Source organism: Pseudoduganella sp. LjRoot289 (genome assembly GCF_964252925.1).
Taxonomy (GTDB): domain Bacteria; phylum Pseudomonadota; class Gammaproteobacteria; order Burkholderiales; family Burkholderiaceae_D; genus Rugamonas.
The window spans coordinates 5590002-5616132 of record NZ_CAXUPN020000001.1; the positions used below are offsets into that span (position 1 = coordinate 5590002).

The following is a 26131-nucleotide window of genomic DNA, read 5'->3' on the forward strand; positions in this document are numbered from 1 at the left end:
GATCCGGGCTAGTCGTACAGCGGTGCGATCGCCAGCGGCGTGTGCTGGCTGACGACCTGGCCCTGCGCGGACGAGGCCGCGAAACGGTAGTCGACGACGCTGAAATCAGCCTTGGCGTCGTCCGCAAAGGCCGGACCCTCGGCCACCGGCAGCGGCGCGCCGTCCTGGCCGCCGGCGCGCACGCGCAGCTGCGCGTCGCTCCTGCGCACAAAAGAAAAGCGCACGCCGATGCAGCGCCCGCCGCGAAACGCCGCGTCCGTCGCGCGCTGATAAGCTTGCGCCTGTTCGCAGGCCGCGCGCAGGTCGGCGGCCTCGTACACGCCATCGGCGCGCGCCACGATGGACACGCGCGGCCGGAACACATAGCCCGATAGTTTGCGGTTCAGCGCCAGCACGGCGTTGTCGTCATAAGCCGCTTTCAGCAGCGGCAGCACGGTGCGTCCGGCCGCGTCCAGCGGCAACTCGAGCTGGACGGATTTGCCGCTCAGGGTCAGGCGCAGGCCGTCCAGCGAGGCCGGGCCCTGCCTGGGGCTGACCTGGTAGTGGTTCTGTAGAAAATGCTTCGGCTTGCCGTATTTCTCGAACACCACCATGGCGCGGTAGGCGTCGCGGTAGTTCACCCACTCGCCCTCGAGAGGCTGGGCCTGCGCCTGCGCGCCGGCGCCTGCAGCGGCCAGCAAGGCCGGCAGCAGCAATCTGAAGAGCGGCATCAAGAGCGGCGTCAGCAGTGACGTCGGGAACTGCCTGAGAGGCGCGCGCGCGGGGTGCATGGTCAGAAGCGGTAGGCCAGCGCGGACGTCACGGTCACGCTGGCGGCACGCTCCACGATGGGACTGGCGCCGGCGTCGCCGGCCAGCCGCAGCACCTGCACGCCGCTGGTCAGCATCCACGACGGGCTCAGCGCCCAGTTCCAGCGCAGGCCCGCATGCACGTCCTTGACTCCGCCGCCGGGCGCGTAGGCGGGCCGCGAGAGCGCCGGGATGACCAAGGCCTGCATCGCCGTCACGCCGAAGAAGGTGCGGTTGTAGCGGGCGTTGACCAGGGTCAGGCCGGCGGTGAAGGACAAGGTGTGGTGGGGCGCGACCGTGGCGGCGATGCGCTGCAGGTCCAGCGTGGCGCGCAGGCCGTCACGCTCCCAGCCGGCGCCGTGCAGCGCGCTGGTGGCGATGCGCCATTCGGGATTCAGATACCAGGTGAGGAAGGCGCCCGCTTCCAGGCGGTGCGGCACGTCGGCCATGCCGCTGAGCCGGGTGATGGGATCATCCTGACCGGACACTAATGGCGGCAGGGCGGCGTTGCTGCCGGTGCCGCTGAGGCCGCCGCCGGCCAGCGGCCGCCCCCGCTCGCTGCGGCCAGGATGCAGCGACAACAGCGGCCCGTATTCGATATCGTTGCGGCCCGACCAATGCATGCCCGCGCTGGCGCCGGACAGGAAGATGCCGTTGCTCCATTCGGCCTGCAGCACGGGCATCAGCAGCGCATGGCGGCTGCGCCCCCCCTCGTAGCGGCTGCCGCTCTGCAGGCCCAGGCCGACGTACATATCGCGGCTGCCGTCCGGCATGGGGTTGGCGACCGGCGTCTGCGCGCCGGCGGCACCGCAAGCTGCCAGCGCGGCAAGCGCGGCGGCGGCCTGCGCGAGGGGGAGGGCCAGGGTCTTGAGCATGCGCATGAACGGTCCGTCTGGTGGGCTGAATGCCCGCCATTTTATATGGTCGGCGCCGGCAACCGCTTGTTGATGAACACCACCGGCTCCTCGCTGCGTTCGACCGTCACCGCATTGCCGTGCGCGATGAAGGCGGCGACGCACATCACGGCGGGACCGGGCGGCGTGTAAGTGCTGGTCACGTACAGTTTGCCGCCGACGCGCGCCACTTCTTCCAGCTTGTTGCCGTCGCAGCCGCTGGTCACGCCGTAGAACGCGAACAGCACCATGGACTTGCTGAAGTCCACCGCCGGCAGCGGTGCACCGGCAATGCTGTAGCGGGTCCACAACGCGGCCCAGCTGGCGGCATCCTTGACCACGGCGGTGACGGGCGGCCGGTTGACGTCGGCCGAATCCAGGCTGGTCTCGACGCGGCTGAAGGCCAGCGGCTGCGCCTGGATGCGGCTGAACACGGCTTGCGCATCGAGCCGGTCCAGCACGGCCAGGGTGCCCGGGCTGGTGTACTCCGCTTTGCACGGCGCGCTACTCCATTGCACGTCGCGGTCGTCGTACTCGACGGCCAGCTTGCCGCCCTCCATGCCGGCGCGGGCTATGGTGACGGCGCGGCAACCGCTCAGCTTCTTGCCGGTGAACACGCCGACCACCATTTTCTTGGAGAAGTCTATCTTGGGCGGCAAATGTATGCTGCTGAGGTTGAGGTGGGCCTCGTTCCACAGCTTTTCAAAAGCCGCCGTGTCGGTCGCCAGCACAGTGCGCTCGTCGTCGATGGCGCCGAAGGGGCTCTGCCACAGGATTTCGAAGGCCAGCGTGGTGCCGTCCTTGGGCAGCTCGGCCTTGCCGGGCGACGGTTCGCCGACGGCGATGCTGGGGGCGGTTTGGCCCGGCGGCGTACCGTCGCCGCCGCACGCGCTCAACAGGGCAGCCAGGGGGAAAAGACAGGCAATGATTAGTTTGTTCATGATATCTCCTTGACAAGTGATAGTGCCATGGTAAGCAAAGCGGCGCGCCGGTTCTTCCTCCAAATGTCGGCCAATTGTCTTAAATTTGTAAGCGTAGGACCTGCGGAAAGTTACTGCTTATACAATGCCAGCATGAACCGCCTGTTCTTCCGCTTTTTCGTGCTGGTCATGCTGGCCATCACGGCGGCGACCTTCGCCATCTATTTCGCGATCAGCCGCCTGTACGGCGATCCGCTGGAAGACATCGCCCGGCGCCAGGCGGCGGCCGAGGTGTTCCTGCTGCAGAACTATATCGACCAGGCCCCGGCCGACGAATGGCTGCTGCGGCTGAACCAGGTGCGCCTGGTGTCCAAGGTCCGCTACGAACTGCTGCCGCTGGCCGAGGCGCGCGCCGCCCTGTCCGGCGCCAGCGATGCGACGCTGATGCGCGGCGCCATGGTGTTCGACGTGGCGGGCAAGGCCTTTATGCGCCGCGTCGACCTGAAGGGCGAGCGCTACATCGGCAGCGACGCCGAGGTCCTGCGCGCAGAGGGGCTGCCGATCGACACCGCGCAGGCCTTGCAGCAGGAGGCGCTGCGCTATGCCATCGTGGCGCTGACCCTGCTGATCCCGATCGCACTATGGTCGCGCACCCACTGGCGGGGCATGCAGACACTGGCGCGGGTTGCAGACGAGTTCGGCGCGGGCCATCTGTCGGCGCGGGCGCGCATGGCGCGCAGCGCCAGCATCTATCCGCTGGCCGAACGCATGGACCATATGGCGGACCGCATCCAGCGCTTGCTCGAAGCCCAGCGCAACCTGCTGCACGCGGTGTCGCACGAGGTGCGCACGCCGATCGCCCGGCTCGAGTTCGGGCTGGAACTGCTGCGTTCGGCGGCAGCCGATCCCGCGCTCGAGCCGCGCATCGCTGCCATGGAGAAGGATTTGCACGAGCTGAATGCGCTGGTCGGCGAACTGCTGGGCATGGCGCGGCTGGACGGCGGGCAGGCCGTGCAGCGGGCACCGTTCGCACTGGCGGCCATGCTGCGAACCGCCGCCGAGCAAGCCGGTGCCGCACCGCCGCCGGAAACAGCCGACGCGGTGCTGGAGGGAGAGCAGGCGGAGGCCAAAGCTATCGCCATCGGCGAGAGCAATACCGGGGCGGGGTACGCAGTGCGGCCCGTGCTGGTGCTGCGGCTCGCGGAAGACCTGGGCAGCGTGAACGGCGACTGCCGCCTCCTGCTGCGCGCGGTGGCCAACCTGCTCAGCAACGCCGAAAAATACGCGGCCAGCCGTATCGTGCTGACGGCCGTGCGCGTAGGTGGCGAGATGGAAATTGCGGTGGAGGACGACGGTCCCGGCATCCCGGCAGAGGAACGCGAACGCGTGTTCGAGCCGTTCTATCGCCTGGACCGCAGCCGCGACCGCGCCAGCGGCGGCTTCGGCCTGGGCCTGTCGATCGCGCACAAGGCGGTGGCGCTGCACGGCGGCAGCGTGCGCGTGGAAGACGCGGCCATGGACAGCGCGCTGGGCGGCGCGCGCTTCGTCATCCGCCTGCCGGCCTGACCGTGCGCAGCCCTTTCGGCCGCTCGTTCTGCTCGTCGCGCCCGACCCGTTCGAACTCGGAGATCACCTGCGCGCCGAACAGCAGCAGGGCGGCGCCGATCTCCAGGCTGAACATGACGACGATGGCGGTGGTCAGCGAGCCGTACACGATGTTCACCTGCGACAGCGTGGTGAAATACCACACCAGCACATGGCGCGCGATTTCCCACAGCACGGCGGCCGTGACGCCGCCGATCAGCGCGTGCGCGCACGACAGGCGGCCGACCGGCATCACCAGGTAGATGGAACTGAGCATCAGGATTTCGCCACCCAGGCCCAGCAGGTAGAGCAGCACGCCCGATACACCGTGCAGCGACCAGCTGTAGCCGAGGAATTGCAGTTCCTCCTCGCCGATCACCTGCAGGCTGCCGGCCACCAGGGTCACCAGCAAAATGCCGACGCCGAGCGAGAAGATATAGCAGTAAGGCAGGATGGCGGACACCAGGAAGTGGCGGCGGCGTATCGCCACGCGGTGCAGGAAGATGACGCACATGGCGTTTTCCAGCACCGTGAAGGCGAGCGAGCTGAAGAACAGCATGGTGAGCGCCAGCAACCAGCCGATGACGCTGCGCTGGGCCAGGAACTGGCCGACTTCGGCCACGATGGCGCGCGACTGTCCCGGCACCAGCCATTCCAGGTAGTGGCCTATGGTGGCCAGCAGTTCGGCCGGGTCCAGCCAGTGCGACAGCACCACCACCACCAGCATCAGCAGCGGGACGATGGACAGCAGCGAGTAATAGGCGACGGCGCCCGCCAGCAGCAAACCCTGGTTGGCCCGAAAGCCACGGATGCACTGCAGGACAAACTCCAAGGGGTGGCTGGCCACCCAGACGGCGGCCTTGCTATTGAGTATCCGCATGGGGCCATTCTACGCGGATGGTTCGGCGGCTGGCGCGCCACAGCCGGGCGACGCCTGTCGGGTTACAGACGCGTCCGAACCGGCCCACGGGAGAGCCGCCGGGACGCGTAGGGCGGATGAGCACGCGGGTGCGTCATCCGCCACGCTAGCTGACCGCAGGCTCCAGCAAGGTCAGCGTCTGCTGCTCCGCGTCCAGCGTGGCCAGCACGCCCATCGGGATGGTGAACTGGTGGCGGATATGGCCGAAGGAGTAGCCGGCCACGGCGGTCTGCGTCAGCGGCTGCAAATGCTGGTCCACCGTGTCGTTCAGGGTCAGCGAGATGTCCTCGTCCTGGCCTTCGCAGTTTTCGAAGATGCCCAGCATGACGCCGGCGGTGTTTTTCAACCCCTGGCTCAGCTGCAGCTGCATCAGCATGCGGTCGATGCGGTAGGGCGCTTCGTTCACTTCCTCCAGGAACAGGATGCTGCCTTTGATGTCGGCCGCGTACGGCGTGCCTTCCAGCGCACTGACCAGGCACAGATTGCCCCCGGTGAGGCGCCCGGTGCATTGGCCGCCGTGCACGGTGCGCAGCGCGTACTGCGGCTCCGCGGCGGCCTTGTGGGCGTTGTCCTGCGACATGGAGATGGTGTAGCGCTCCTGCGGCGTCATCAGCACGTTCCTGAGCTGCGTCACCGCGTACTCGGAAAAAGTGGACGAAGCGACCGGTCCGTGGAAAGTGACCAGCCCGGCGTGCTTGTTGATGGCCAGGTGCAGGGCGGTGATGTCGGAATAGCCGATCAGCACCTTGGGATTGGCGCGTATCAGCTGGTAATCGATGTGGGGCAGCAGGGAAATGCAGCCGGAGCCGCCGCGGATGGCCCAGATGGCGTTCACTTGCGGGTCGGCGAACATGCCGTGCAAGTCTTCCAGGCGCTGCGCCACGGTGCCGCCGTAATTGCCGTGCACGGCGTTGATGTGTTCCCCCAATGTAACGCGCAAGCCCAGCGCTTCGATGTTGCGCACGGCTTTTGCAATGGATTGGGGACTGGTGTGCCCTCCGGGCGCAACGATGCCGACCAGGTCGCCGGGCTCGAGGCGCGGCGGCTTGGTCAGCTGCGGCTTGCTCATGGGTTTCTTTCCTTGCGAGGGGACGCGCGTCGCGCCCGCCGTGGCGGGCAGCGCAACAACGGCCAGCGCCCCCAGCAGCGCCCCGCCGAAGCGGCGGCGGTCAGGCGAGGGCATGGCAGACGGCTCCGGTTTGGCGGCTTACGCGCGTTGCGCTAACCCGCCAGATGGCGCGGCGGCTCAAGACAATCACATGAACTTATACTTGAGGTTGAAGGACAAGGCACGGCCGCGCGGGTCGGCGACACGTGGATCCCAGCCGGCGCCTACCACTTCATCCACGTTGTGCGCGGTGAACGGCGGATCGGTGTCGAACAGGTTCTGGATGCCGACCGTGATGGTGGTGTTCTTGAAACCCGTGTAGGTGCCCGACAGGTCGTACTTGGCGTAGTGCTTCACGCGCGGGTCGAAGCCGGCCGGCGGCGTGCCTTTGCCGCCGTTCGGCACCTGGTCGGCATAGCCGGTCGAGTAGTTCTGCGTGAACAAGCCGCTCCAGTCGCCCTTGGCCACGCTGACGCTGGCATTGTGCTTCCAGCGCAGGTAGATGTCGCGCGTGTTGAAGACGCCGACCAGTTCCTTGAACGGCTGGCCTTCGAACTCGGCGAACTTGAAGCTCTTCATGTAGGTACCGTCCAGCTTGGCGACCCACTTGTAGCCTTCGACCTTGCCGTCGGCCTGCAAGCCGAGGTCGGCACCGCGGGTTTTCAGGCCGGCCGCGTTGATCCAGCCCGCTTCGACGTGGTCGATGGTGCCGTTTTGCGGATTGCGGACGATGTACTCGGGCAGGTACTGCCAGTTGGCCAGCACCACTTGCGGCGTGCGGTTCAGGATGCGGTTCTGGATGTTGATGGCCCAGAAGTCCAGCGATGCCGAGAAACCGCGCATGGGTTCGACCACGATGCCCAAGGTGCCCTGCTTCGACGTTTCCGGCTTCAGGCTCGGATTGCCGCCGGTGTTGTAAGGCAGGCGCGGAATCGCGCAGAACGCCGGGTTGCCCGGATTCTTGGCGCAGCCTTCCTGGTCGATGATGCCGTTCGGCAGTTCCTGCGACAGCCGGCCGGCATACAGCTGGGTGAAACTCGGCGCCAGGAAACCTTCGCTGGCCGAGCCGCGCAGCACCAGGGTGCTGAGCGGCTGGTAGCGGAAAGCCACTTTCGGATTGGTGGTGGCGCCGATCACGCTGTAGTCGTCGCGGCGCACGGCCAGCTGCACTTCCAGGTCCTTGAGCACCGGCACCAGCAACTCGGCGTAGACGGCGCGCACGTCGCGCGAGGCGCCGTGCAGCGCGGCATTGCCCGGCGACAGCAGGATCTTGGTGGCGTCCACGTCCTGGCCGAAGTCATAGGTTTCCTTGCGCAGGTCGAAGCCCGCCGCCATGGCCAGCTTGCCGGCCGGCAGCTGCACGATCTCTCCCGAGATGGATCCGTCGAGCTGGCTGGTGGTCGTCTTGCCGTGCTGGAAGTTGCCGACGTACTTGGTCGACTCGATCAGCTGCATCGCTTCGGCGCTCTGGCTCTGGCCCGGGGCCAGCCACGGGTTGATCTTGCCGCTGCCCAGGGCCGCGTAGATCTTGTCGGTGTAGCCGTAGCCGTCGGTCAGCTTGGTTTGCGTCTTGCTTTCGGCGCGCGACAGGCCCAGCTTGTAGTCCCACTTGCCCATCAGCAGGCCTTCGGCGGCCACCAGCATGCGGAAGTTCTCCGTCACGCTGTTCTGGGTGCGGTTGCCCCACGGCGTGCTGCGCCATTTGTAGATGATGGGCTTGGTCTTGTCGTAGCTCGGGATATAGGCCGACAGGTCCTGGTAGTAGGGGCCGTTGACCGGATAGGCGTTGCCGTTGGCCAGGCTGGTGGAAATCTGCAGCGGGGTCAGGTCGGCGGTCACGTCGCTGCGCGAAGCGAGCGCCTCGAAGTACACCTTGTGGTCGTCGTTGAGCTTGAGCGTGCCGCGCGAGACGGCGTTGGTGCGCTCGACCGGGAAGCTCATCACGTAGTCCGAGCCGTAGTCGTAGGCGCACGAGTACCTGGTGCGGCTGACGGCGGTGACATCCTTCCACAGCTCGCTCTGGTATTGCGACATGCCGGGGACGGTGCCGCACTTGCCTTGCAGGCTCAGCAGGCCCGCCTGCAGATAGGTGGTGGGGTCGCCTGCAACCTTGAAGCCGGTGCCCAGCGCGGTGCCGGCGCCGGACAGGATGTTGGCGAACGGGGTGCCGGTGGTGTCCGGCGACAGGCCGCGCTCCGGCTGGAAGCCGTTGGCGAAGCTGCGCTGGCTCGAGCTCAGCTTGCTGTTGTTGTCGTGCGTGACGCTGGCCATGATGTTCCAGCCATCCGTGCCCAGGTCGCCGATGCCGCCCAGCGCGGAGACGCGGCGGTTCATGCCGCCGCCCGCTTCGGTGCCGTTCAGCGTGGTGGACAGCTCCAGGCCCTTGTAATCGGTCTTCAGGATGAAGTTGACCACGCCGCCGATGGCGTCGGTGCCGTAGATGGCCGAGGCGCCGTCCTTCAGGATCTCGACGCGGGCGATGGCGCCCAGCGGAATCGAATTCAGGTCGACCGCCTTGCCGGAGGCGCCGTGGTTGCCCACGCGGCGGCCGTTCAGCAGCACCAGCGTGGCGTTCGGGCCCAAGCCGCGCAGCGAGGCGAAGGAGGCGCCGCCGGAGACGCGGTCGGCGTCGGCGCCGAACACGTTGTTGCCGGAGGTCATATTGTCCGCGCCGGTGCCGCTGGCGGAGATGGTGCGCATCAGTTGTTCGGTGTCGGTGATGCCGGCGCGTTCGATCTGGTCGAAGGTGACGATCTGCACCGGCAGCGCGCCCTCCTTGGCCACGCGCTTGATGCTGCTGCCGGTGATTTCCACGCGCTGGATGCTCTCCGGGGCAGCTTGCTGAGCCATTGCAGGGCCTACAACACCTATCAGCGCAATCATCTGCGCGAGTTTCTTAACCTTCACCGTACTCTCCCTCGATTTGAATGAACTCTTGCTTGCCCGGCAGGGCGCGACGTCTTGGCGCGTCGCCTGGAAAATCCAGAGTAGCGCCATGCGCTGTGCGCTTGCCAATGAAAATACCTTACCTGACCATAACTTTTAGGAATGAATGAGATATTTCAATCAAGGCGCCATTTTAGAGGCCCGCTTCCTCTCTGCAACGTCCAGATCGAGGTAGCGCCAGTTTGTGAACTCGACCGGATGGCGCCTGTAGTTTTTTAGCCACGATTGCCGGACGTCGGCCGAAATTGGATGGGTCAGCAACACCCACGGGTTGTAGGCATGGATCAGCTGGATCATCTCGCGGTACAGCACGCGGCGCTCCGGCGTGTCGCCCAGCTTGCGGGCCTGCTCGTAGCGGCGGTTGTATTCGGGCAGGTTGAAGCGCGCATAATTCGCGCGGCCGCTGTTGGGACCGTACAACAATTGCAGGTAATTGTCGCCGTCGGGGAAGTCGGCGATCCAGTTGGTCTCGAACATCATCACCTTGCCCAAGCGGGAAGCCTTGATGATTTCAGTCTTCTTGTCGCTCTTGAACTGTACCCGGATGCCGATGGCGTTCAGGTTTTTACGCCACAGCTCGTCGCGCAGCCGGCCCACCATGGACGGTTCCGAATGCATGGTCAGCAGCAGCGGCTGGCCGTTCGGCAAGGTGCGGAAGCCGTCCTTGCCGGCGCGGTAGCCGAAGCGTTCCAGCAGCGCGCGCGCCAGGGCGGGGTTGTAGGAAACAGGGCTGCGGTAATCGGGATCGTAACCCAGCACATTGGGCGGCAAGGGCGATTGCGCTGGCAGCGCCAGGCCTTTTTTCAGCAGCGCCACGTCCTCCGGGCCGTTGTAGCTGAGCGCGATGGCGCGGCGCAGGGCCACCTTGTCCTTGCTGTAGCCGCCGATGAGCGGGTCTTCCATGTTCATCCACATGTAATACGTCTGCAGCACCGGGAAGAGCGACAGCTCCATGCCCTTTTGGACCAGCTCGGGTTTCAGCGCCGGCGCGGCCGTACCGCCGCCCACACCTGTGCGCAGCACCATGTCCTTCATCGATTCCGGCACCTGTTCGATGTAGTCGAATTCGCCGTTCAGGAAGCCCAGCACGCGCGACTGGTATTCCTCCATGATCTTCACGTCGATGCGCTCCACCAGCGGCAGGCGCTTGCCTTCCAGCGCGGCGGCGGTGGCGCGGAATTCGGCGGGCACGTCGGCGCCGGCACGGAACACGGTGGGACGGAAGTCGGGGTTGGCCCGCAGGGTGATCTTGTCGCTGCGCTTCCATTCGGCGACCATGAAGGGACCGGTGCCGACCGGGTGGTTGCCCAACTGTGCGCCGTAGGCCTCGGCCACTTCGCGCGCCACCACGCCGGTGGCGGGCATGGCCAGGTAGTACAGGAAATTGGGGTCCGGCGCGCTCAGCCGGATGCGCAGCGTGTATCTGTCCACCGCCTGCAGGCCGGGAATGGACGTGGCGTAGCTGAACTTTGCTTTCAGCACATCGTCGCCCGCGAGCTTGCCTTCGAGCAGGAACAGCCAGGGCGATTTCAATTCGGGATCGTACAGGCGCTTCAGGCTGTAGACGTAGTCCTCGGCGCTCACTTCGCGCTGCCTGCCCTGGAAGGCCGGGTCGGGCGTGAAGTGGATGCCGGGAATGAGCTGGAAGGTGTAGGTGGTGCCGGCCGCGTCCACCTGCGGCATGGCGCGCAGCGTGTTGGGCTGCAGCTTCACCGGACGCGCCAGGTAGTCGTAACGCAGCAAGGGGTCGTACAGGTTTTCCAGCAGCGCCAGGGTGGCGATGTCGGACGCCACGGCGGGGTCCAGGCCGGTTTCGCCGGTGGAGAGGAAGGTGTGCAGTACTTTGGGGACGTGCGTAGCGGCGGGCGCAGCGGCGTGTGCGACGGCGGCTGCGGGCGCGGCGAGGGGGGCATTTTGGCCGCTGGCACCAGCAGGCTCGGCATGGATTCCCGCCTGCGCGGGAATGACGATGCTGATGAACGCATGCGCGGTGGCCAGCGCCTTTTTCCACATTGCCGTCATATTCTTTCCTCGCTCTACGAAACCGCCACAGGATACGGCATCGCGCCGCCGCCCGGCCATGAAATCCGCCCGGCCGCGTATAACTTTTTTGTATGTGCGGCCAGCATTCTTTCATCGCGGCATAATGCCGTGGCTCTATACTTTGCCTGCAAAATCGTCCTGTCATCTTCGTTATCGGAATTATTGTCCTATGTCGCTCAATTACATCTGGTCTGGCTTTTTCCTGGTCGGCTTCGCCGCCGCGCTGGCGCAGTGGCTGTTCCTGGGCGATAACGAGATATTCAAGAAAGTCATCGACGGCACTTTCGACTCCGCCAAGATGGGTGTGATGGACATTGCGCTGCCGCTGGCCGGCGTGATGACCTTGTGGCTGGGCATCATGAACATCGGCGAGAAGGCCGGCGTGGTGGCGTGGCTGGCGAAAGTCATCGCCCCCTTCTTCTCGCGCATCTTCCCCGAAGTGCCGAAAGACCATCCGGCCAACGGCCACATGGTGATGAATTTCTCCGCCAACCTGCTGGGCCTGGACAACGCGGCCACGCCCTTCGGCCTGAAGGCGATGGAAAGCCTGCAGACGCTCAATCCGAGCAAGGACGAGCCCAGCAACGCGCAGATCATGTTCCTGGTGCTGCATACTTCCGGCCTGACCCTGATTCCGCTGGCCATCATGGCGCAGCGCTCCATCCTCGGCGCGGCCGATCCGTCCGACATCTTCATTCCCTGCATGATCGCGACCTATGTGGCGACCGTGGCCGGCATCATCGCCGTCGCTATCCGCCAGCGCATCAAGCTGTTCGACAGCGTGGTGCTGTCCTGGCTGGGCGGCATGACGTCCGCCATCGTGGCGCTGATCTGGTACTTCACGCAATACCTGAGCAAGGCCGAAATCGCCACCGTGTCCAAGGTGGTCAGCAACGCGGTGCTGATGGGCGTGATCACCGTCTTCATCGTCGGCGCGCTGCGCAAGAAGGTCAATGTGTATGAAGCCTTCATCGAAGGCGCGAAAGGGGGCATCCAGACCTCGCTGACCGTGATCCCCTACCTGGTCGGCATGCTGGTGGCGATCAGCGTGATCCGCAACGCGGGCGTGTTCAACTTCGTGGTGGACGGCTTCAACTGGTTCTTCTCGATGCTGGGCCTGAATACCGACTTCGTGCCTGCCCTGCCCACCGCGCTGATGAAACCGCTGAGCGGCAGCGGCGCCAAGGCCATGATGATAGACACCATGACGACCTACGGCGTGGACTCCTTCATCGGCCGACTGGCCTGCGTGTTCAACGGCTCGGCCGACACCACCTTCTACATCGTGGCCCTGTATTTCGGCTCGGTGGGCATACGCAAGACGCGCTATGCTATCTCGTGCGGCCTGATCGCCGACCTGGCCGGCGTGATCGCGGCCATTTTCGTGTCCTACGTCTTCTTCCACCAAGGATAAGCATGCTCCGTCGCCTGACCATCGCCACCCTGCTGGCCGCCGCGGCTGCAAGCGCCCATGCCCAGTTGCCGGAACCGGTGATGCGCGCGCTGCAGGCCGCCGGCATTCCCGACGACGCGGTCGGCGCGGTGGTGCTGCGCGGCGGCGTGCCGCTGCTGTCGCACAACGCGGACCGCCCCATGCAGCCGGCCTCGACGATGAAGCTGGTGACCACCATGGTCGGCCTCGACCAGCTGGGGCCGGTGTTCAAGGCGCGCACCGAATTGCGCAGCAGCGCCCCGGTGGTGAACGGCGCACTGCAGGGCGACCTGGTCCTGCGCGGCGGCGCGGATCCCGACTTCAACGAGGACGTGCTGGTGCACATGCTGGAAAAGCTGCGCACCCAGGGTATCCGCAAGATCACCGGCAACCTGGTGCTGGATCGCCAGCTGTTCCAGCCCGGGCGCACCGATGTCGGCGCCGCGCCGTTCGACGAATCGCCCGAGGCCTACTACAACATCATCCCGGACGCGCTGCTGCTGAACATGAATCTGCTGCGGGTGGACATCAATTCCATGGACGGCAAGCTGCAGCTGGGCATGCTGCCGCAGCTGGAACTGGTGACCATAGCATCGGACATGACGCTGGTCGATGGCGAGTGCGCCAAATGGGAAGCTGGCTGGAAGCTGCCGGACTACACGCGCAAGGGCTCAAAAATCACGGTACGCCTGCATGGCAGCTTCCCCAGGAATTGCAGCAAGACGACGGTGATCAACGTACTGGAACGCAACGACTACATCGAACGCCTGTTTCGCACCAGTTGGGCTCGCCTGGGAGGCACGTTCACCGGCCGCGCGCTCGAGGCCACAGCGGGTGCCGGCGCCGGCACCGCTGCCGGCCCTGCCGCTGTGCCTGCCGCTGTGCCTGCCGCTGTGCCTGCCGCTATTCCTGCCGGCGTTGCCATCGCCGCGCCACCGGCCGGCACGCTTGGCGCGGCGCCGCCTGCGCCGTTGCCAACCCGCTTGCTGGCCGAGCATGTATCCCGGCCGCTGGCGGAGGTGCTGCGCGACATCAACAAACCATCGGACAACGGCCTGGCCCGCACCCTGTTCCTCACGCTGGGCGCGCTGGAGCCGGACCCCGTGCTGGGCAGCCGTCCCATCCCATTCCTGCATCTGGCGGCCCCCGGCGAGTCCCTGGGCAGCGACACGGTGGCGCCCGCCACGATTCCCGGCGGCGGCGAACCGGCGCCCGGCAGCGCCGCGTCCACGGCAGCCCGCTCGGAGCAGGTGATACGCGCATGGATGCAGCGCCACGGCATCGACGACACCGGCCTGGTGCTGGAAAACGGTTCCGGCCTGTCGCGCAGCGAGCGCGTGCGTCCGGCGCAGATGGCCGGGCTGCTGCAGGCGGCGCAAAAGAGTTTGTGGATGCCGGAATTTTTGACCAGCTTGCCGATCGCGGCGGTGGACGGCACCATGAAGCGCCGCCTGAAAGACAGCGCGGCGGCCGCGCGCGCGCGGGTGAAGACCGGCACGCTGAAAAATGTGGTCGCCATCGCCGGCTATGTGCCCGACGCGAATGGCGAACTGTGCATCGTGGTGGCGATGATCAACCACGAGCTGACCGGCAACGGCAACGGCCGCAAGGCCATCGACGCGCTGGTCGACTGGGTGGCGCTAAGCGGGAAATAGACAAACTGCGAGGAGCGCACGCGCCTGTGGCCGGCACGCAGCAATAGTTTGTGGCCGGGGCGCTTGCCGGCCAGCCGGGCGCAGTTCAGGGTCCGGGGTGGGGGTTATCTGGCAAGGATGGAATCGCCCGGAGGTACTCGTACATCGCGCTCAAGTCACGCTCGGTCTTTTTGCCAAACACCGGCCAGGGCATGACTTGCACGATGGTGCCCGGTGGATCTTTCGGATTGTGGCCGGTTCGCATCATCTGGATGAACTCGGCCCGGCTCAGCCCGGCCGGCTTGCCGGCATAGTCCGGCGTGATGTTCGCGGACGTAATGACGGGACCGAACTTCCGTCCGCCGGACAGGTATTCTTCCGCGTTAATACGCTCGGGCTCGCCCTTGAACGGATCGCTGCCGGGCGAATACGCCGGATGAGAGTGGCAATCGATGCACCCGCTGGTGTTGACGATGTAGCTGCCCAACCCAACCAGGGCGCGATTCTTTCCGGACAGATCAAGTTTCACACCAGGTGGCACGACTTCAAATCCCCGCTTCACCTGGCTCACACTCACCGGGCTCTCATCGTGGTCGCCGCGATCGTCGTGCTCCCCGTACCTGTCCGATGCCGACACCGATACCAGCAAGGCCGTAGAGGCGATGAAAGCAGCTGCGGAACGCAGGCCCAATCCGATTGATTTTTCCATGTTAACTTCCTCCAAGATAAAAGGATGTCACTTGGCAACCAGGATATGCAGTTCCACCCGACTGCCCTCAACCAGTCTAATCGGCGAACGCGGTCCTACCGCTACTTCAGGCCATGGCTTGCGTTTTATCAAATGGGGGAACGAAGGAAGGCAAGGCGTCGAGGCAACGAGCTTGACTAAACAGGGCGACAGCGCATGCCGCCCCGTGCAATTACTTCTGGCGGCGGCGCGATGCAAACAGGCCGGCCAGGCCCAGGCCCATCAGTGCCAGCGACGCTGGCTCAGGCACGGTGCCCGGTGCACTCGCTGGTCCCAGGCCATTCACCACGACGTTGTCGACCACGCCGTCCAGGCTGACCGTGACGTTCTGGTTCAAGTCCTGGAAACGGATCGTCGCCTGGTTGCCATTGCCGACGAACGTAAAGCTGAAGTGATTCAGCGCGCCGGTTACCGCGTCTTCGACGACGTTCGTGATCAAGGTTGCGCCGTCAAAGCCCAGGACGGTTGCGCGCAGAGCTTGCGCACCGCCAGCCGTCACGCCGTAGTCGAAGTCCCACTGGTAGGTTTCGTTGGCCACGGTGGCAAAGGCCTGCGACAGGCGGCCGTTGGTCGATTTATCGCCGGCGTTGAAGGTGGCCATTTTTTTGCCATTGGCGGCGATGCTGCCGGCGCCAAAGTAATTGCCGCTAAGCGAAATATCGGTCACGTCGACGTTACCGCTGGTGGCCCAGCCGGTAAGGCCGAGTTCGAAGTTGCCGTTGGTGATGAGGTTTGCTTGCGCGCCGCTGGCGGCCAGCAAAGCCATCGCACCGATCAGTGATTTGATTTTCATTGGGTTACCCACAGTTAAGATTACTTTTGTGAGTAGCAATAATGGTGCCAGGAACAATGCATTGTTATAAATCAATGACTTGCATATCGATAATTGCAGTTTCTTTTGAGAACTGTAAAAATTCCCGACAAACTTTGCAAAATCAAATGCTTACAATTAAACAATTCAGGGGAGCCATCACAGCACACGCGTGTATTGCTGCCGTACCAGGACCCGGTCGCCGCAGTCGAAATGCCACCACTCGCTGTTGATGCCCGCAAAGCCGGCCTGGAACATGGCGCCGCGCAGCAATTCGCGGTTGGCGATCTGCGCGGCGCTGATGGCGCCGCGCGCCAGCATGGCCGCTTCCAGCGCGGGATGGGACAACTCGGTCAGGTCGTCGAAGCCGGTACCCATGTCGAGTTCGCGGCCTTGCCCATCCACTATGGTGATGTCGACCGCCATGCCGAAGGAGTGGATGGAGCCGCGCGCCGGCTCGGCCAGGTAGCCAAGCAGGTCGGTGCCCTGCAGTGCCGCCCACAGTTCTTCCTGCACCCGTTGCGGCCGCAGGGCGTCCAGCACCAGCAATTTATGCCCCGGACGTTTTTCGCCCAGCCAGGCCACGGCTTTTTCCAGCGCGGCGGCGGCGTCGCGGTGCAGCCAGGCGCAGTCGTGCGGCGAGTACAGGTCGCGCCCGACAAAGTTGTCCGGCGTGGCGTAGCGCAACTCGACGGCGATGCCGGCGATGCTGCCCAGGTGCCGGAAGTCCGCGCTGGCCGGCACCTCTTCGTTGCGTATGGTGTTCATCGCGGCGCTTTTTCCAGGCAGGCGCGCGCGGCGGTGGCGATGCAGCCGGCCAGCTGGCGCGCGCCATGCGACAGCGGCGCGTGACCCGCCGTCAACAGGTAGAGCTGGACCGGAATCGCCGGGGCCCACGCGCGGCGCTGCACCAGCCCGCAGTTGGCGGAGGCGGCCGTGAACGGATCGACCACCGCCATGCCGCCGCCGGCCTCGACCAGCGAGCGCGCGATCTGGTAGGTTTGCACCACGGTGTGGAACACTGGATGCAGGCCCTGCGCTTCGCAGGCGGCCACCACCATCTCGCCCAGCGGGTCGTTGTCGGCGTGGCCGATCAGCTCGCCCGTCAGGCCGGGCGCGCCCAGCGGCGCGGCGCAGTCGGCGGCGCTCCAGGTGCCGGTGGGCGCGATCGCCGTCATCACGCCCTGCGCCAGCGGCTCGGCGACGATGCCGGGGTGGCGCGGGTCCTGCAGCGACAGGGCCAGGTCGGCTTCGCCCAGGCGCAGCGTGTTGACGATCTCGCTGGTGTGGTGGGTGGCCAGCTCGCAGCGTGTGCCCGGGAACTCCCTGCGCCAGGCGCTCATGGCCAGCGGCAGCACACTGATGGCCACCGTCGGCGTCGACACCAGGCGGATGGTTTCAATGGCGCGGCCCTTGAGGCTGGCCGCCAGGCGGCGGATGCCTTGCAGGTCGCGGTTCAGTTTTTCGGTCTCGGCGAACAGGCGGTGCGCCTCGGGCTTGGGGTAGAGCTTGCCGCGCACGCGCTCGAACAGCGGCATGCCCAGCTGCAGCTCGCAGTGCTGCAGGACCTTGGTCACGGCGGGCTGCGAAATATGCAGCACCTGGGCAGCGCCGCTGATCGTACCGACCTGCATGATGGCATGGAACACTTCTATATGGCGCAGCCGCATTGCTTCTATCCTCGACCCAAGGCCGCAGTGCTTGCCCTGCGGAATCTGTGCAGGATAGGGGAAAGCCGGGGGCGGTGCAATGACGTCATGGCTGCAACTGGGCCTCGGACGGCTCCACGGGCGGCGCTGGCGGCGCAGGGGGCACCGCAGGTGCGGGCGGCATCGCCGGCACGACTGCTTGCGCAGCAGCAGGGGAAGGCGGCTGGGCTGGCTGCGTTGGCTGGACGGGCGGCGCCACCGGCGGCGTCATGGCAGGCGCGGCCGGCTTCGGCGACGGCGCCAGCACTTCGAGGATGGCGGCCGATTCGGCGTCCGGCTTGCCGTCGCAGTTGGCCGGGCGGTATTTCGACTGGAAAGCGAACATGACATTGCGGGTCGCCTCGTCCAGCACGCCCGTTTGCGGCACGGCGTAGCCATGCTGGGCCAGTTTCCGCTGGAACCAGGCCACGTCCGGCAACTGGTTCTCGAAGGCGGCGCGCTGGACTGCGACCTGGCTGGCATCGGGCCAGGTGATCAGCCCCGCAGCGGCCAGCTGATGCCAAGGGAACAAGGGACCGGGGTCTTGCTTGCGCTGGGGCGCTATGTCGCTATGACCGAGGATGTTCTGCGGCGCAATATTGTGGCGGGCGACGATCTGCTTGAGCAGCGGAATCAGCTGGTCTATCTGCGCCTGCGGGAAGGGATACCAGACCCGGCCTGCCGGAGTGTTCTTGTAGCCCGGGTTGACGATTTCGATGCCGATCGACATGGGATTGAGGTTGGCATAGGTCTTCCAGCTGCTGATTCCGGCGTGGTTGGACATGCGCGATTCATCGACCAGGGTATAGAACTTCGGCTCGGGCTCGTCCGTGAGCAGATAGTGACTGCTCACTTCCTGCTCGGTCAGGGTCTTGATCGAGCGCGGCAGGTCGGACACCGTGTAGTGGATCACGATGAACTTCACACGGCTGCTCTGGCTGCGCGCGGACAGGCTGTTGTCCAGGCGCGGCGGCGGTGCGCCGGCGCAACCGGCCAGCAGGGCGACCAGGGCGGTGAGCAGGAATTTGTTCATTAAGTCTCCATGGTTAATGCTTGGGTTGCGCGGCCATGCGGGCGGCGGCGAAATGGGGCTGGGCGGTCTTGCGCCGCAGCGGCACCTCGGGCGGCAAGGCGGCGCGCATGGTTTCCGCGATCAGCGGGTGCAGCTCGGCGGCGCGGCCGGCCAGCACCACCGGGCGCACGCCGAAGCGCGCCACCAGCGCGCTGCCAAGCCGGGCCAGTTCGCGTCCGGCCTGCTGCAAGATCAGGCGCGCGGCCGGGTCCTGTTCTGCGCTGGCGGCGACCGCCAGCGCCAGCTTGCCGACTTCGCCGCGCTCGCGGCCGTAGATGAACTGGCGCGAGAACGCCCAGTCGCTGCCGCCGACATGGTCGAACACGGCGCGCGCCATGGGCGAGTCCTCCCAGGCGCCCGGTTCTTCGTCCTCGCGGCGCCAGACGCGGCGCAGCGCTTCGCGCGCGATCCAGAAGCCGCCGCCGCCGTCGTCCAAGGTCACGCCACGGCCGCCGGCGCGGTGGAACACGCCGCTCTTGTCGATGTAGGCGGCGATGGAACCGGTGCCCGCGTAGACCAGGTAGCCTTCGCCGGGCCGGAAACTGTCCAGGTAGGCGATTTCGATGTCGTTCGAGACGATGACGGTGTCCGGATGTATGCCCAGCAGTTCGGCCAGCCACTCGGCCAGCAGTTCGCTGTCGCCGCCGAAGCCGGTCAGGCCGGCGCAGACGCGGTGCGGCCGGCCGCTGGCGAGCACGTCCTCGGCCAGGCCGGCGAAAGTGGCGCGCACGGCCTTCCGGCCCGCGTCGTTGCCCATCTGCAAAGCCGACAAACCGGCCACGCTGCCTTCGGCGACGATGATGCCCGCCGCGTCGGCCAGCGCCCAGCGCGTTTGCGTGCCGCCGGCGTCGATGCCCAGGCCCAGCGTGATGTCTTTGTCAGATTTACCCATAGTGGGCCAGTGTAAAGTGAAAAGCCACGTTGATTTTATGAAACCTTCACCATGCGTCATTCCAAAAAGTTATGGCCAGCCGGCGCCGGGCGGGGCCACCGGGCCCGCACACGCGCGACCACCAGGAAACAAATGCACGATTGCAGGCCTGACCCCAGGGGCGTCAACGTTACAGCTGAGCCGTGACGCGCTCGCTTTCGTTGCCGAGGCGGTCGACCGCGCTGACCACCACCGCACCCGCCGCGACGCCGCCCTCGTCGGCCAGCGTGACTTCGCTGCGCGTGGCCGGCGCGATGGTGAAGCGCCATTCTCCGCCGTAGCGCGCCCAGATCGCGTATTGGGTGGCGCCCCTGCCCGCGCTCAGTTTCAAGTCCAGGCCGGCCGAACCGCGCCGCGCGCCCACGGTCGGCGCGCCCGGTGCTGCCGACCCCAGCCATGGCGTGGCCGGTATCAGCGCCGCGCTCTGGTAACTGACGCTCTTCAGCTGGTCGCTGATGCCTTTGCGGTTCTGCATCAGGGCCGCGATGCTGAAGTGCACATGGCCGATGCTGTTGCCACCCCGGCCTTCCCGGCTGCGGGTGACGCCGATCTGCTTGACGATCTCGTCCGGCTCGAACGATTTCGCGCTCGCGTCGATGCGGCTGGTGTACAGCCCCGGCCAGACATGGCGGCCGCGCGTGTTTTCGCGCAGCCAGTAGTCGAGCAGCACGTCGAACGCCTGCGGCGGCTGGGCGATGGCCCAGTACAACTGCGGCGCAAGGTAATCGAGCCAGCCGTTCTTCAGCCACAGCTCGGCGTCGGCGTACAGCTTGTCGTACTGGCTGAAGCCGAGGATGCCGGGCGGGCGGCGGTCCGGGCGGCCGATGCCGAACGGGCTGATGCCGAAGCGCACCCACGATTTTTCGCGGTGGATGCCGGTGTACATCGCCTCGATCAGCTGGTTGACGTTCTGGCGGCGCCACGACGCGCGGTCCAGCGCGCCGCCGCTGGCCAGGTAGCGCTGCCAGGCGGGCTGGTCGGGGAAGTCGAGTTCGGGGCGCGCCGCGCCGTTGCCGCCATTGCCGGCCTCCAGCGCGGCGGCCTCGCCGGCCATGCCCGGCGCTTCGATCGGATAAGGGTAGAAATAATCGTCGATGTGGACGCCGTCGATGTCGTAGCGCTTGACCACGTCCAGCACCACGTCCAGTGTGTGCCGGGACGCGTCCGCCTCGCCCGGGTCCATCCACTGGTAGCGGCCGTAGGTCTTCACCGTCTGCGGCTTGGTGATGGAGATATGGTCGCGCGCAGCCGGCGATTTGGCGGTGGCGTGGCGCGCGCGGTAGGGATTGAACCAGGCGTGCAACTCCAGGCCGCGCGCGTGGGCCTGGTCGATCCAGAATTTCAGCGGGTCGTACATCGGCGACGGCGCCTTGCCTTGCTGGCCCGTCAGGTATTCGGTCCACGGCTCCAGCTCGGACGGGTAGATCGCGTCGGCGCTGGGGCGCACCTGCAGCACGATGGCGTTCAGGTTGAGCGCCTTGGCGCGGTCGAGTATGGCGATGGCCTCGGCCTGCTGCCTGGCCACCGGCAAGCCGGCGCGGCTCGGCCAGTCGATATTGGCGACGGTGGAGACCCAGGCGGCGCGGAATTCGCGCGGCGCGGGCGGCGGCATGGCGCCGGTCAGGCTGGGCGCCGGGCCGGCCGTGGCGCCGGGCGCGGACGGCAGCGCCGGACCGGTGCCCGGCCCCGGCGCCAGCGGCGTGGTGCTGCAGGCGCCCAGGAAGGTGGCCAGCGCGGCGGCGGCGCCAGCGGCCAGGGTGTGCCGTTTCTTCGGATTAAAAGCCAAAACCATGTCCTCGATTCATTGGATGCGGCCGTATTGTAGCGCCACGGGCAACGCCATCGCCGTCCTTCATTCGCGCCCGAATGCCGGGTCGATCTTGATCAGCGCAGTCATGATGAATGCCGGTATCGTTGCCAGGCAGACCCACATGAAGAAGTGCTGGTAACCCAGCATCTGCTGGATCCAGCCGCTGGCCATTTGCGGCAGCATCATGCCCAAGGCCATGAAACCGGTGCAGATCGCGTAGTGCGCGGTTTTATGCTCGCCGTCGGCCACCATGATCATGTACAGCATATAGGACGTGAATCCGAAGCCGTAGCCGAACTGCTCGACCGCCATGGCGGCCGAGATCAGGTAGATATTCTCCGGCAGCGCGCTGGACAGGTAGACGAAGACCAGGTCCGGCAAGTGCACCGCGAAGGCCATCGGCCACAGGCAACGCTTCAGGCCGAAGCGCGAAATCACCACGCCGCCCGCCAGGCCGCCCAGGGTCAGCGCGACGATGCCGATGGTGCCATACACCAGCCCGACTTCGGACGTGCTCAGGCCCAGCCCCCCCTTGTCCACGGGATCGAGCAGGAAGGGTACGGCCAGCTTCAGCAATTGCGCTTCGCCGAGGCGGAACAGCAGCAGGAAACCCAGCGTGACCAGGATGTCCTTCTTGCGGAAGAAGGCGGCGAAGGTGGCGAAAAATTCACGGAACAGGTCGCCGCCCCGGGGAGCGCGCACGTCGGCGGCAGGCTCGGGCAGCAGGAAGAAGTGATAGACGAAAAGCAGGCCGAACAGGCCGGCCAGGATGAACAGCACGATGGACCAGGCCACGTGCGGGTCGCCCAGTTTTTCGGTCAGCCGGCCGGCCAGGTAGAGCAGCCCGCCCTGCCCGGCTATCATCGCCAGCCGGTAGAAGGTGGAGCGTACGCCGACGAAGGCGGCTTGTTGCTGCTGGCGCAGGCCGAGCATGTAGAAGCCGTCGGCGGCGATGTCGTGCGTGGCCGAACTGAAGGCCATCAGCCATAGCACCGCCAGGCTGGCCTGGAAGAAATTGGGAAGCCGGGTGGTGAAAGCGACCCCGGCCAATGATGCGCCTATCAGCAACTGCAGCGCGATGATCCAGGTGCGCTTGGTGCCCAGCAACTCCACCACGGGCGACCACAGCGGCTTGACGACCCACGGCAGGTACAGCCAGCCGGTGTAGAGCGCGATATCGGTGTTGGAAACGCCGGTGTTCTTATACATCGCCACCGACAAGGTCATGACCACCACGTAGGGTATGCCCTGGCCGAAATACAAACTGGGGATCCACCACCAGGGGCTACGTTGATGCGCTGCTTCCATTCCGTCCTTTGATTTCGTGTTCTATGCCGCCAGCGCCGCCCTCACGCTGCCGCCCGCCAGTGCCAGCGCGGCGCGCGCCTGCTCCGTGGTCTGCTTGTTGAGCAGCGCCACGATGGCGACCTTGACATGGAAGTGGCACTGCTCCAGCGTGGCGCGGGCGGCGGCTTCGTCCACGCCGGTGGCGTGCATGGTCAGGCGCACGGAGCGCTGCACCAGCTTGGCGTTGGTGGGCTTCAAGTCTACCATCAGGTTGCCGTAGACCTTGTGCAAACGCACCATCAGCGCGCTCGATATGGTATTCAACGCGATCTTCTGGGAAGTGCCCGCCTTCAGCCGCGTACTGCCTGAAATGACCTCTTCGCCCGTATTCAGCGTAATGCCGATCTCGGCCTCCAGCGCCACCGGCGACTCCACGTTGTTGGCCAGGCCGACCGTCAGCGCGCCCGCCGCGCGGGCTGCGTGCAGCGCGCCCAGCACATAAGGCGTGCCGCCCGAGGCCGCCAGCAGGAAGACCACGTCGTTGACGCCGGGCTGCAACGCCAGCAAATCGGCCGCGCCCTGTCCGCGGTCGTCCTCCGCGCCTTCCACCGCCAGGAACATGGCGCCGCGGCCACCGGCCAGCAGGGCCAGCGCGCGCTCGTGCGGCCAGGAGAAGGTGGGATGGAGTTCGACGCTGTCGAGCACGCCGAGCCGGCCCGAGGTGCCGGCGCCGGCATAGATCAGTCGCCCGCCCGCTTCCAGGCGCGGCAGGGCGGCGGCGACGGCGGCTGCGATTTGCGGCGCCGCCTCGTGCACGGCGCGCACGGCGTTGAACTGGTCGTCGATGAAGGCGGCCACCAGTGCGGCGTCCGGGTAGAGATCCAGCTGCGCGTGCTGCTGGCTAGGTGTTTCGGTTTTTAACATCGTCATCTGTCGGTAGTGATACGATGAGACCAGTGTAATACCAAAACAGCAAGGCGTGCCCATGAAAGCTCGATGCCCGGGCATGCCCTGAAGTTATGCGGCGGCCGGGCCGCCCTAGCCCGGCGCGCGGCGCATCTCGGCCACAAAATCGTAGTGGTCGCTGCGGCAGTAGGAATGGGTCAGCTCCACCGCCTCGCCCGTCTCCAGGTAGGCGATGCGGGTGATAAACAGCACCGCGTGGCCTTCCGGCACGTCCAGCTGGCGCGCCAGTTCGGCCGAGGCGTTCATGGCGCGGATGTGCTGCAGCGCGCGCGACGGCGCCTTGCCTGCAGCGTCCAGGAATTCATACAGCGAATCGCCAACCGCTTCCGGGCGCGGCACCACGCTTTGCGGCAGCACGCTGACCTCGTAAGCCATCACCACGTCGTCCGCCAGGCGCAGCCGTTCCAGGCGGGCCACCTTGCTGTTGGGCGAGAGGGCCAGACTCATCTGCTCGTCCGCGCTGGCGCTGACGATGGCGCGCTGCAGCCAGCGCGACCCGGGCTTGTAGCCGCGCTGCTGCAACTGCTCTGAAAAACTGGTCAGATTGGACAACGGCTGTTCGATGCGCGGGGCGATATAGTTGCCTGAACCGCGGCGGCGCACCACCAGGCCCTGCTCGACCAACTGGTCGATGGCTTTACGCGCGGTGACGCGCGATACGTTCAACAGTTCGGACAGCGTGCGTTCGGACGGCAGCGCCTGGTCGACCTGGTAGCGTCCATTACGTACATCATCGCTTAACTTGCGTGCAATCTGCATGTACAGCGGCGAATTGTCTTTTGCATCAGCTTGAAATTCAACGCTGGTCTGGCTCATACGGTATCTCCTAAGGCATCTAGTGTAATAGCGATGGCCAATTTGCGCTCATTTTTGCTCGCATGAAAATATACCGGCAACGCATGACGCCGGGTTATGCGACGGCTGAGGCCATGCTCAGCCACCGGGCATAGCGCCAAGTTATGCGCCGATGCGGCGATTTCATTGGCAAGCGCCGCGCCGGCGCCGTATGCTGCATTCATGACAATGCAATGGAGCGGCGATGAGACTGGGCATGCGGACGATGCTGGGATGGGCTTTGATGGGCGGCGGCATGATGCAGGCGGTGGCGGCCGGACCAGCCGCGCCTAAGCGCCCTGCCGCCACTGCCGCCGCTTCCGCCGTTTCCCTCGCAGCCAGCGCCGCCACGCAGCTGGACCGCGAGCTGGCGGCCGTCGTCAACGACGTCCGCCATCCGCTGTCCGGGCTGTCGGTAGTGGCCATCCGCGACGGCAAGCTGACGTACCAGCAACAATTCGGCCTGCGCCGCATCGACACCACGGGTCAGGGCGCGGCCGCGCCGGTCACGCCCGCCACCATGTTCCGCATCGCGTCGATTTCGAAGATGATGACGACCTTAGGCGTCATGATGCTGGTGGAACAGGGCAGGCTGGGGCTCGATACCGATGCCGGCGCCTACCTCGGCTTCCCGCTGCGCAATCCGCATTACCCCGACCGCGTCATCACCCTGCGCCATCTGCTGAGCCATACTTCCTCGCTGCGCGACGACGCCGGCTACTCCTGGGGCACCGATACCACGCTCGCCGAGGTGCTGCTGTCCGGGGGCGCGAAGTACGGCAGCGGCGCCATGTGGGCCGGCCCGGCCAGCCCGGGCAATACGCCCGGCGCCGCCGGCACGCCCGGTATGGCCGACGCCGGCAGCGCGGCGGACGGGCAGGACACCGCACCGGGCGCCTACTTCACTTATTGCAACCTGAACTGGGGCGTGATCGGCACCATCATGGAACGCGTCAGCGGCGAGCGCTTCGACCGCCTGATGCAACGCCTGCTGCTGGCGCCGATGGGGCTGCGCGGCGGCTACAACACCGCGGCGTTCTTGGACGCCGAATTGGCGGACACGGCCACGCTGTACCGCAAGCGCACCAGGGACACGGCAGTCTGGGATCCGGCCGGCCCCTGGATCGCGCAGGTGGACGACTACGGCGCGGCGCCGCCCGCCGCCCCGGCCGGCATCGCCGGCTACGTCATCGGCAGCAACGGCACGCTGTTCAGCCCCACCGGCGGCCTGCGCATCTCGGCGCCGGACCTGGGCAAGATCATGCTGATGCTGATCAATCAGGGCCGCCACGAAGGCAGGCAGATACTCAAGCCGGAAACGCTGCGGCTGATGTTCAGCGAGCAGTGGACTTACAGGCACAACAACGGTGACACCCTGCGCGGCCTGTACCACAGCTGGGGCCTGGGCACGCAGCGCTTTGCCAACATACAGGGCCAGGGCAACCGCCTGGTGCGCGGCGGCGGCTTCAGCGCGGTCGGCCACCACGGCGAGGCCTACGGGCTGATGTCCACCTTCGCGGTCGACCTGGCGGGGCGCAACGGCCTGGTGTCGCTGATCGGCGGCTTCGGCAGCGATCCGGAGCAGGACCCCGGCCAGTACTCCGCGCTGTCGCGTTCGGAGGAAACGATACTCACCGCCTTGCACCGCCGCGCGGTGCTGGGCCGGACTGATGAGCGCACCGATTAAGGCATCGATTCGCGCATGACCGGAGGTTAT

Annotated in this window: 21 protein-coding genes and 1 pseudogene; 4 read left to right on the forward strand and 18 right to left on the reverse strand. The window is 66.1% G+C overall.

Annotated elements, in window-relative coordinates:
- Positions 1–8 precede the first annotated feature (8 nt).
- The 3 genes from ACSQ8Y_RS23910 to ACSQ8Y_RS23920 form a co-directional block, all read right to left on the reverse strand.
- A complete protein-coding gene (locus ACSQ8Y_RS23910; protein ID WP_436268900.1) occupies positions 9–710 on the reverse strand; it encodes a hypothetical protein in 702 nt (233 codons plus the stop codon).
- 62 nt (positions 711–772) lie between these two features.
- A complete protein-coding gene (locus ACSQ8Y_RS23915; RefSeq protein WP_436268901.1) occupies positions 773–1669 on the reverse strand; it encodes a MipA/OmpV family protein in 897 nt (298 codons plus the stop codon).
- Positions 1670–1704: 35 nt separating this feature from the next.
- Entirely contained in the window at positions 1705–2622 is a 918-nt protein-coding gene (locus tag ACSQ8Y_RS23920; RefSeq protein WP_436268902.1) for a hypothetical protein, read from the reverse strand.
- Between the two features lie 132 nt (positions 2623–2754).
- Between ACSQ8Y_RS23920 and ACSQ8Y_RS23925 the strand changes: the two genes are divergently transcribed.
- Positions 2755–4167: an ATP-binding protein gene (locus ACSQ8Y_RS23925; protein ID WP_436268903.1), complete on the forward strand. Its 1413-nt coding sequence runs from the start codon at positions 2755–2757 to the stop codon at positions 4165–4167.
- Here ACSQ8Y_RS23925 and ACSQ8Y_RS23930 read toward each other — a convergent pair.
- The 4 genes from ACSQ8Y_RS23930 to ACSQ8Y_RS23945 all read right to left on the reverse strand — a co-directional run bounded on the left by ACSQ8Y_RS23930 (position 4148) and on the right by ACSQ8Y_RS23945 (position 11180).
- Complete coding sequence (locus tag ACSQ8Y_RS23930; protein ID WP_436268904.1) at positions 4148–5065, reverse strand: YihY/virulence factor BrkB family protein; 918 nt, start codon at positions 5063–5065, stop codon at positions 4148–4150. The two genes, ACSQ8Y_RS23925 and ACSQ8Y_RS23930, sit on opposite strands and share 20 nt — an antisense overlap.
- A 145-nt stretch (positions 5066–5210) precedes the next feature.
- Complete coding sequence (locus ACSQ8Y_RS23935; protein ID WP_436268905.1) at positions 5211–6287, reverse strand: S66 peptidase family protein; 1077 nt, start codon at positions 6285–6287, stop codon at positions 5211–5213.
- 72 nt (positions 6288–6359) lie between these two features.
- Positions 6360–9062, reverse strand: a complete 2703-nt coding sequence (locus tag ACSQ8Y_RS23940) for a TonB-dependent receptor (protein ID WP_436268906.1) — start codon at positions 9060–9062, stop codon at positions 6360–6362.
- A 216-nt stretch (positions 9063–9278) separates the two neighbouring features.
- Complete coding sequence (locus tag ACSQ8Y_RS23945) at positions 9279–11180, reverse strand: ABC transporter substrate-binding protein (RefSeq protein WP_436268907.1); 1902 nt, start codon at positions 11178–11180, stop codon at positions 9279–9281.
- A 190-nt stretch (positions 11181–11370) separates the two neighbouring features.
- Here ACSQ8Y_RS23945 and ACSQ8Y_RS23950 point away from each other — a divergent pair, with 190 nt between their 5' ends.
- Both ACSQ8Y_RS23950 and ACSQ8Y_RS23955 read left to right on the forward strand, forming a co-directional pair.
- Complete coding sequence (locus ACSQ8Y_RS23950; RefSeq protein WP_436268908.1) at positions 11371–12615, forward strand: nucleoside recognition domain-containing protein; 1245 nt, start codon at positions 11371–11373, stop codon at positions 12613–12615.
- A gap of 2 nt (positions 12616–12617) precedes the next feature.
- A complete protein-coding gene (locus tag ACSQ8Y_RS23955) occupies positions 12618–14288 on the forward strand; it encodes a D-alanyl-D-alanine carboxypeptidase/D-alanyl-D-alanine-endopeptidase (protein ID WP_436268909.1) in 1671 nt (556 codons plus the stop codon).
- A gap of 85 nt (positions 14289–14373) precedes the next feature.
- Here ACSQ8Y_RS23955 and ACSQ8Y_RS23960 read toward each other — a convergent pair whose 3' ends face one another.
- The 11 genes and pseudogenes from ACSQ8Y_RS23960 to ACSQ8Y_RS24010 form a co-directional block, all read right to left on the reverse strand.
- The gene (locus ACSQ8Y_RS23960; protein WP_436268910.1) at positions 14374–14976 is read right to left on the reverse strand and encodes a hypothetical protein; all 603 of its coding nucleotides are present in this window, start codon (positions 14974–14976) and stop codon (positions 14374–14376) included.
- A gap of 211 nt (positions 14977–15187) precedes the next feature.
- The gene (locus tag ACSQ8Y_RS23965) at positions 15188–15808 is read right to left on the reverse strand and encodes a PEP-CTERM sorting domain-containing protein (RefSeq protein ID WP_436268911.1); all 621 of its coding nucleotides are present in this window, start codon (positions 15806–15808) and stop codon (positions 15188–15190) included.
- A gap of 177 nt (positions 15809–15985) precedes the next feature.
- Complete coding sequence (locus ACSQ8Y_RS23970) at positions 15986–16594, reverse strand: M15 family metallopeptidase (RefSeq protein WP_436268912.1); 609 nt, start codon at positions 16592–16594, stop codon at positions 15986–15988.
- Positions 16591–17496, reverse strand: a complete 906-nt coding sequence (locus ACSQ8Y_RS23975) for a LysR family transcriptional regulator (RefSeq protein WP_436268913.1) — start codon at positions 17494–17496, stop codon at positions 16591–16593. Before ACSQ8Y_RS23975 ends, ACSQ8Y_RS23970 begins: the two co-directional genes overlap by 4 nt.
- Before the next feature lie 277 nt (positions 17497–17773).
- Positions 17774–18547 (reverse strand): annotated as a pseudogene (locus ACSQ8Y_RS23980) (N-acetylmuramoyl-L-alanine amidase); the annotation flags it as partial.
- 13 nt (positions 18548–18560) lie between these two features.
- On the reverse strand, positions 18561–19478 hold the full coding sequence (locus ACSQ8Y_RS23985) for an N-acetylglucosamine kinase (RefSeq protein WP_436268914.1): 918 nt from the start codon (positions 19476–19478) through the stop codon (positions 18561–18563).
- Positions 19479–19647: 169 nt separating this feature from the next.
- Positions 19648–21309 carry a glycoside hydrolase family 10 protein gene (locus ACSQ8Y_RS23990; RefSeq protein WP_436268915.1) on the reverse strand — a complete coding sequence of 554 codons (1662 nt, stop codon included), beginning with the start codon at positions 21307–21309 and terminating at the stop codon, positions 19648–19650.
- Between the two features lie 60 nt (positions 21310–21369).
- Entirely contained in the window at positions 21370–22635 is a 1266-nt protein-coding gene (locus ACSQ8Y_RS23995) for an MFS transporter (protein ID WP_436268916.1), read from the reverse strand.
- 21 nt (positions 22636–22656) lie between these two features.
- Positions 22657–23538, reverse strand: a complete 882-nt coding sequence (locus ACSQ8Y_RS24000) for an N-acetylmuramic acid 6-phosphate etherase (protein WP_436268917.1) — start codon at positions 23536–23538, stop codon at positions 22657–22659.
- Between the two features lie 114 nt (positions 23539–23652).
- The gene (locus ACSQ8Y_RS24005; protein WP_436268918.1) at positions 23653–24396 is read right to left on the reverse strand and encodes a GntR family transcriptional regulator; all 744 of its coding nucleotides are present in this window, start codon (positions 24394–24396) and stop codon (positions 23653–23655) included.
- Positions 24393–24599 carry a hypothetical protein gene (locus tag ACSQ8Y_RS24010; protein ID WP_436268919.1) on the reverse strand — a complete coding sequence of 69 codons (207 nt, stop codon included), beginning with the start codon at positions 24597–24599 and terminating at the stop codon, positions 24393–24395. The genes ACSQ8Y_RS24005 and ACSQ8Y_RS24010 overlap by 4 nt, the downstream gene beginning before the upstream one ends.
- A 32-nt stretch (positions 24600–24631) precedes the next feature.
- On the opposite strand from ACSQ8Y_RS24010, the gene ACSQ8Y_RS24015 reads away from it, so the two are divergent.
- The gene (locus ACSQ8Y_RS24015; RefSeq protein ID WP_436268920.1) at positions 24632–26101 is read left to right on the forward strand and encodes a serine hydrolase domain-containing protein; all 1470 of its coding nucleotides are present in this window, start codon (positions 24632–24634) and stop codon (positions 26099–26101) included.
- Positions 26102–26131 lie beyond the last annotated feature (30 nt).

Coding starts and splice junctions, on each gene's coding strand:
- ACSQ8Y_RS23975 (WP_436268913.1), bottom strand. CDS start 17,496: ATGCGGCTGCGCCATATAGAAGTGTTCCATGCCATCATGCAGGTCGGT.
- ACSQ8Y_RS23920 (WP_436268902.1), bottom strand. CDS start 2,622: ATGAACAAACTAATCATTGCCTGTCTTTTCCCCCTGGCTGCCCTGTTG.
- ACSQ8Y_RS23910 (WP_436268900.1), bottom strand. CDS start 710: ATGCCGCTCTTCAGATTGCTGCTGCCGGCCTTGCTGGCCGCTGCAGGC.
- ACSQ8Y_RS23965 (WP_436268911.1), bottom strand. CDS start 15,808: ATGAAAATCAAATCACTGATCGGTGCGATGGCTTTGCTGGCCGCCAGC.
- ACSQ8Y_RS23935 (WP_436268905.1), bottom strand. CDS start 6,287: ATGCCCTCGCCTGACCGCCGCCGCTTCGGCGGGGCGCTGCTGGGGGCG.
- ACSQ8Y_RS24000 (WP_436268917.1), bottom strand. CDS start 23,538: ATGTTAAAAACCGAAACACCTAGCCAGCAGCACGCGCAGCTGGATCTC.
- ACSQ8Y_RS23960 (WP_436268910.1), bottom strand. CDS start 14,976: ATGGAAAAATCAATCGGATTGGGCCTGCGTTCCGCAGCTGCTTTCATC.
- ACSQ8Y_RS23915 (WP_436268901.1), bottom strand. CDS start 1,669: ATGCGCATGCTCAAGACCCTGGCCCTCCCCCTCGCGCAGGCCGCCGCC.
- ACSQ8Y_RS23985 (WP_436268914.1), bottom strand. CDS start 19,478: ATGGGTAAATCTGACAAAGACATCACGCTGGGCCTGGGCATCGACGCC.
- ACSQ8Y_RS23930 (WP_436268904.1), bottom strand. CDS start 5,065: ATGCGGATACTCAATAGCAAGGCCGCCGTCTGGGTGGCCAGCCACCCC.
- ACSQ8Y_RS23995 (WP_436268916.1), bottom strand. CDS start 22,635: ATGGAAGCAGCGCATCAACGTAGCCCCTGGTGGTGGATCCCCAGTTTG.
- ACSQ8Y_RS24005 (WP_436268918.1), bottom strand. CDS start 24,396: ATGAGCCAGACCAGCGTTGAATTTCAAGCTGATGCAAAAGACAATTCG.
- ACSQ8Y_RS24010 (WP_436268919.1), bottom strand. CDS start 24,599: ATGAATGCAGCATACGGCGCCGGCGCGGCGCTTGCCAATGAAATCGCC.
- ACSQ8Y_RS23940 (WP_436268906.1), bottom strand. CDS start 9,062: ATGGCTCAGCAAGCTGCCCCGGAGAGCATCCAGCGCGTGGAAATCACC.
- ACSQ8Y_RS23925 (WP_436268903.1), top strand. CDS start 2,755: ATGAACCGCCTGTTCTTCCGCTTTTTCGTGCTGGTCATGCTGGCCATC.
- ACSQ8Y_RS23950 (WP_436268908.1), top strand. CDS start 11,371: ATGTCGCTCAATTACATCTGGTCTGGCTTTTTCCTGGTCGGCTTCGCC.
- ACSQ8Y_RS23955 (WP_436268909.1), top strand. CDS start 12,618: ATGCTCCGTCGCCTGACCATCGCCACCCTGCTGGCCGCCGCGGCTGCA.
- ACSQ8Y_RS23970 (WP_436268912.1), bottom strand. CDS start 16,594: ATGAACACCATACGCAACGAAGAGGTGCCGGCCAGCGCGGACTTCCGG.
- ACSQ8Y_RS23990 (WP_436268915.1), bottom strand. CDS start 21,309: ATGGTTTTGGCTTTTAATCCGAAGAAACGGCACACCCTGGCCGCTGGC.
- ACSQ8Y_RS24015 (WP_436268920.1), top strand. CDS start 24,632: ATGCGGACGATGCTGGGATGGGCTTTGATGGGCGGCGGCATGATGCAG.
- ACSQ8Y_RS23945 (WP_436268907.1), bottom strand. CDS start 11,180: ATGACGGCAATGTGGAAAAAGGCGCTGGCCACCGCGCATGCGTTCATC.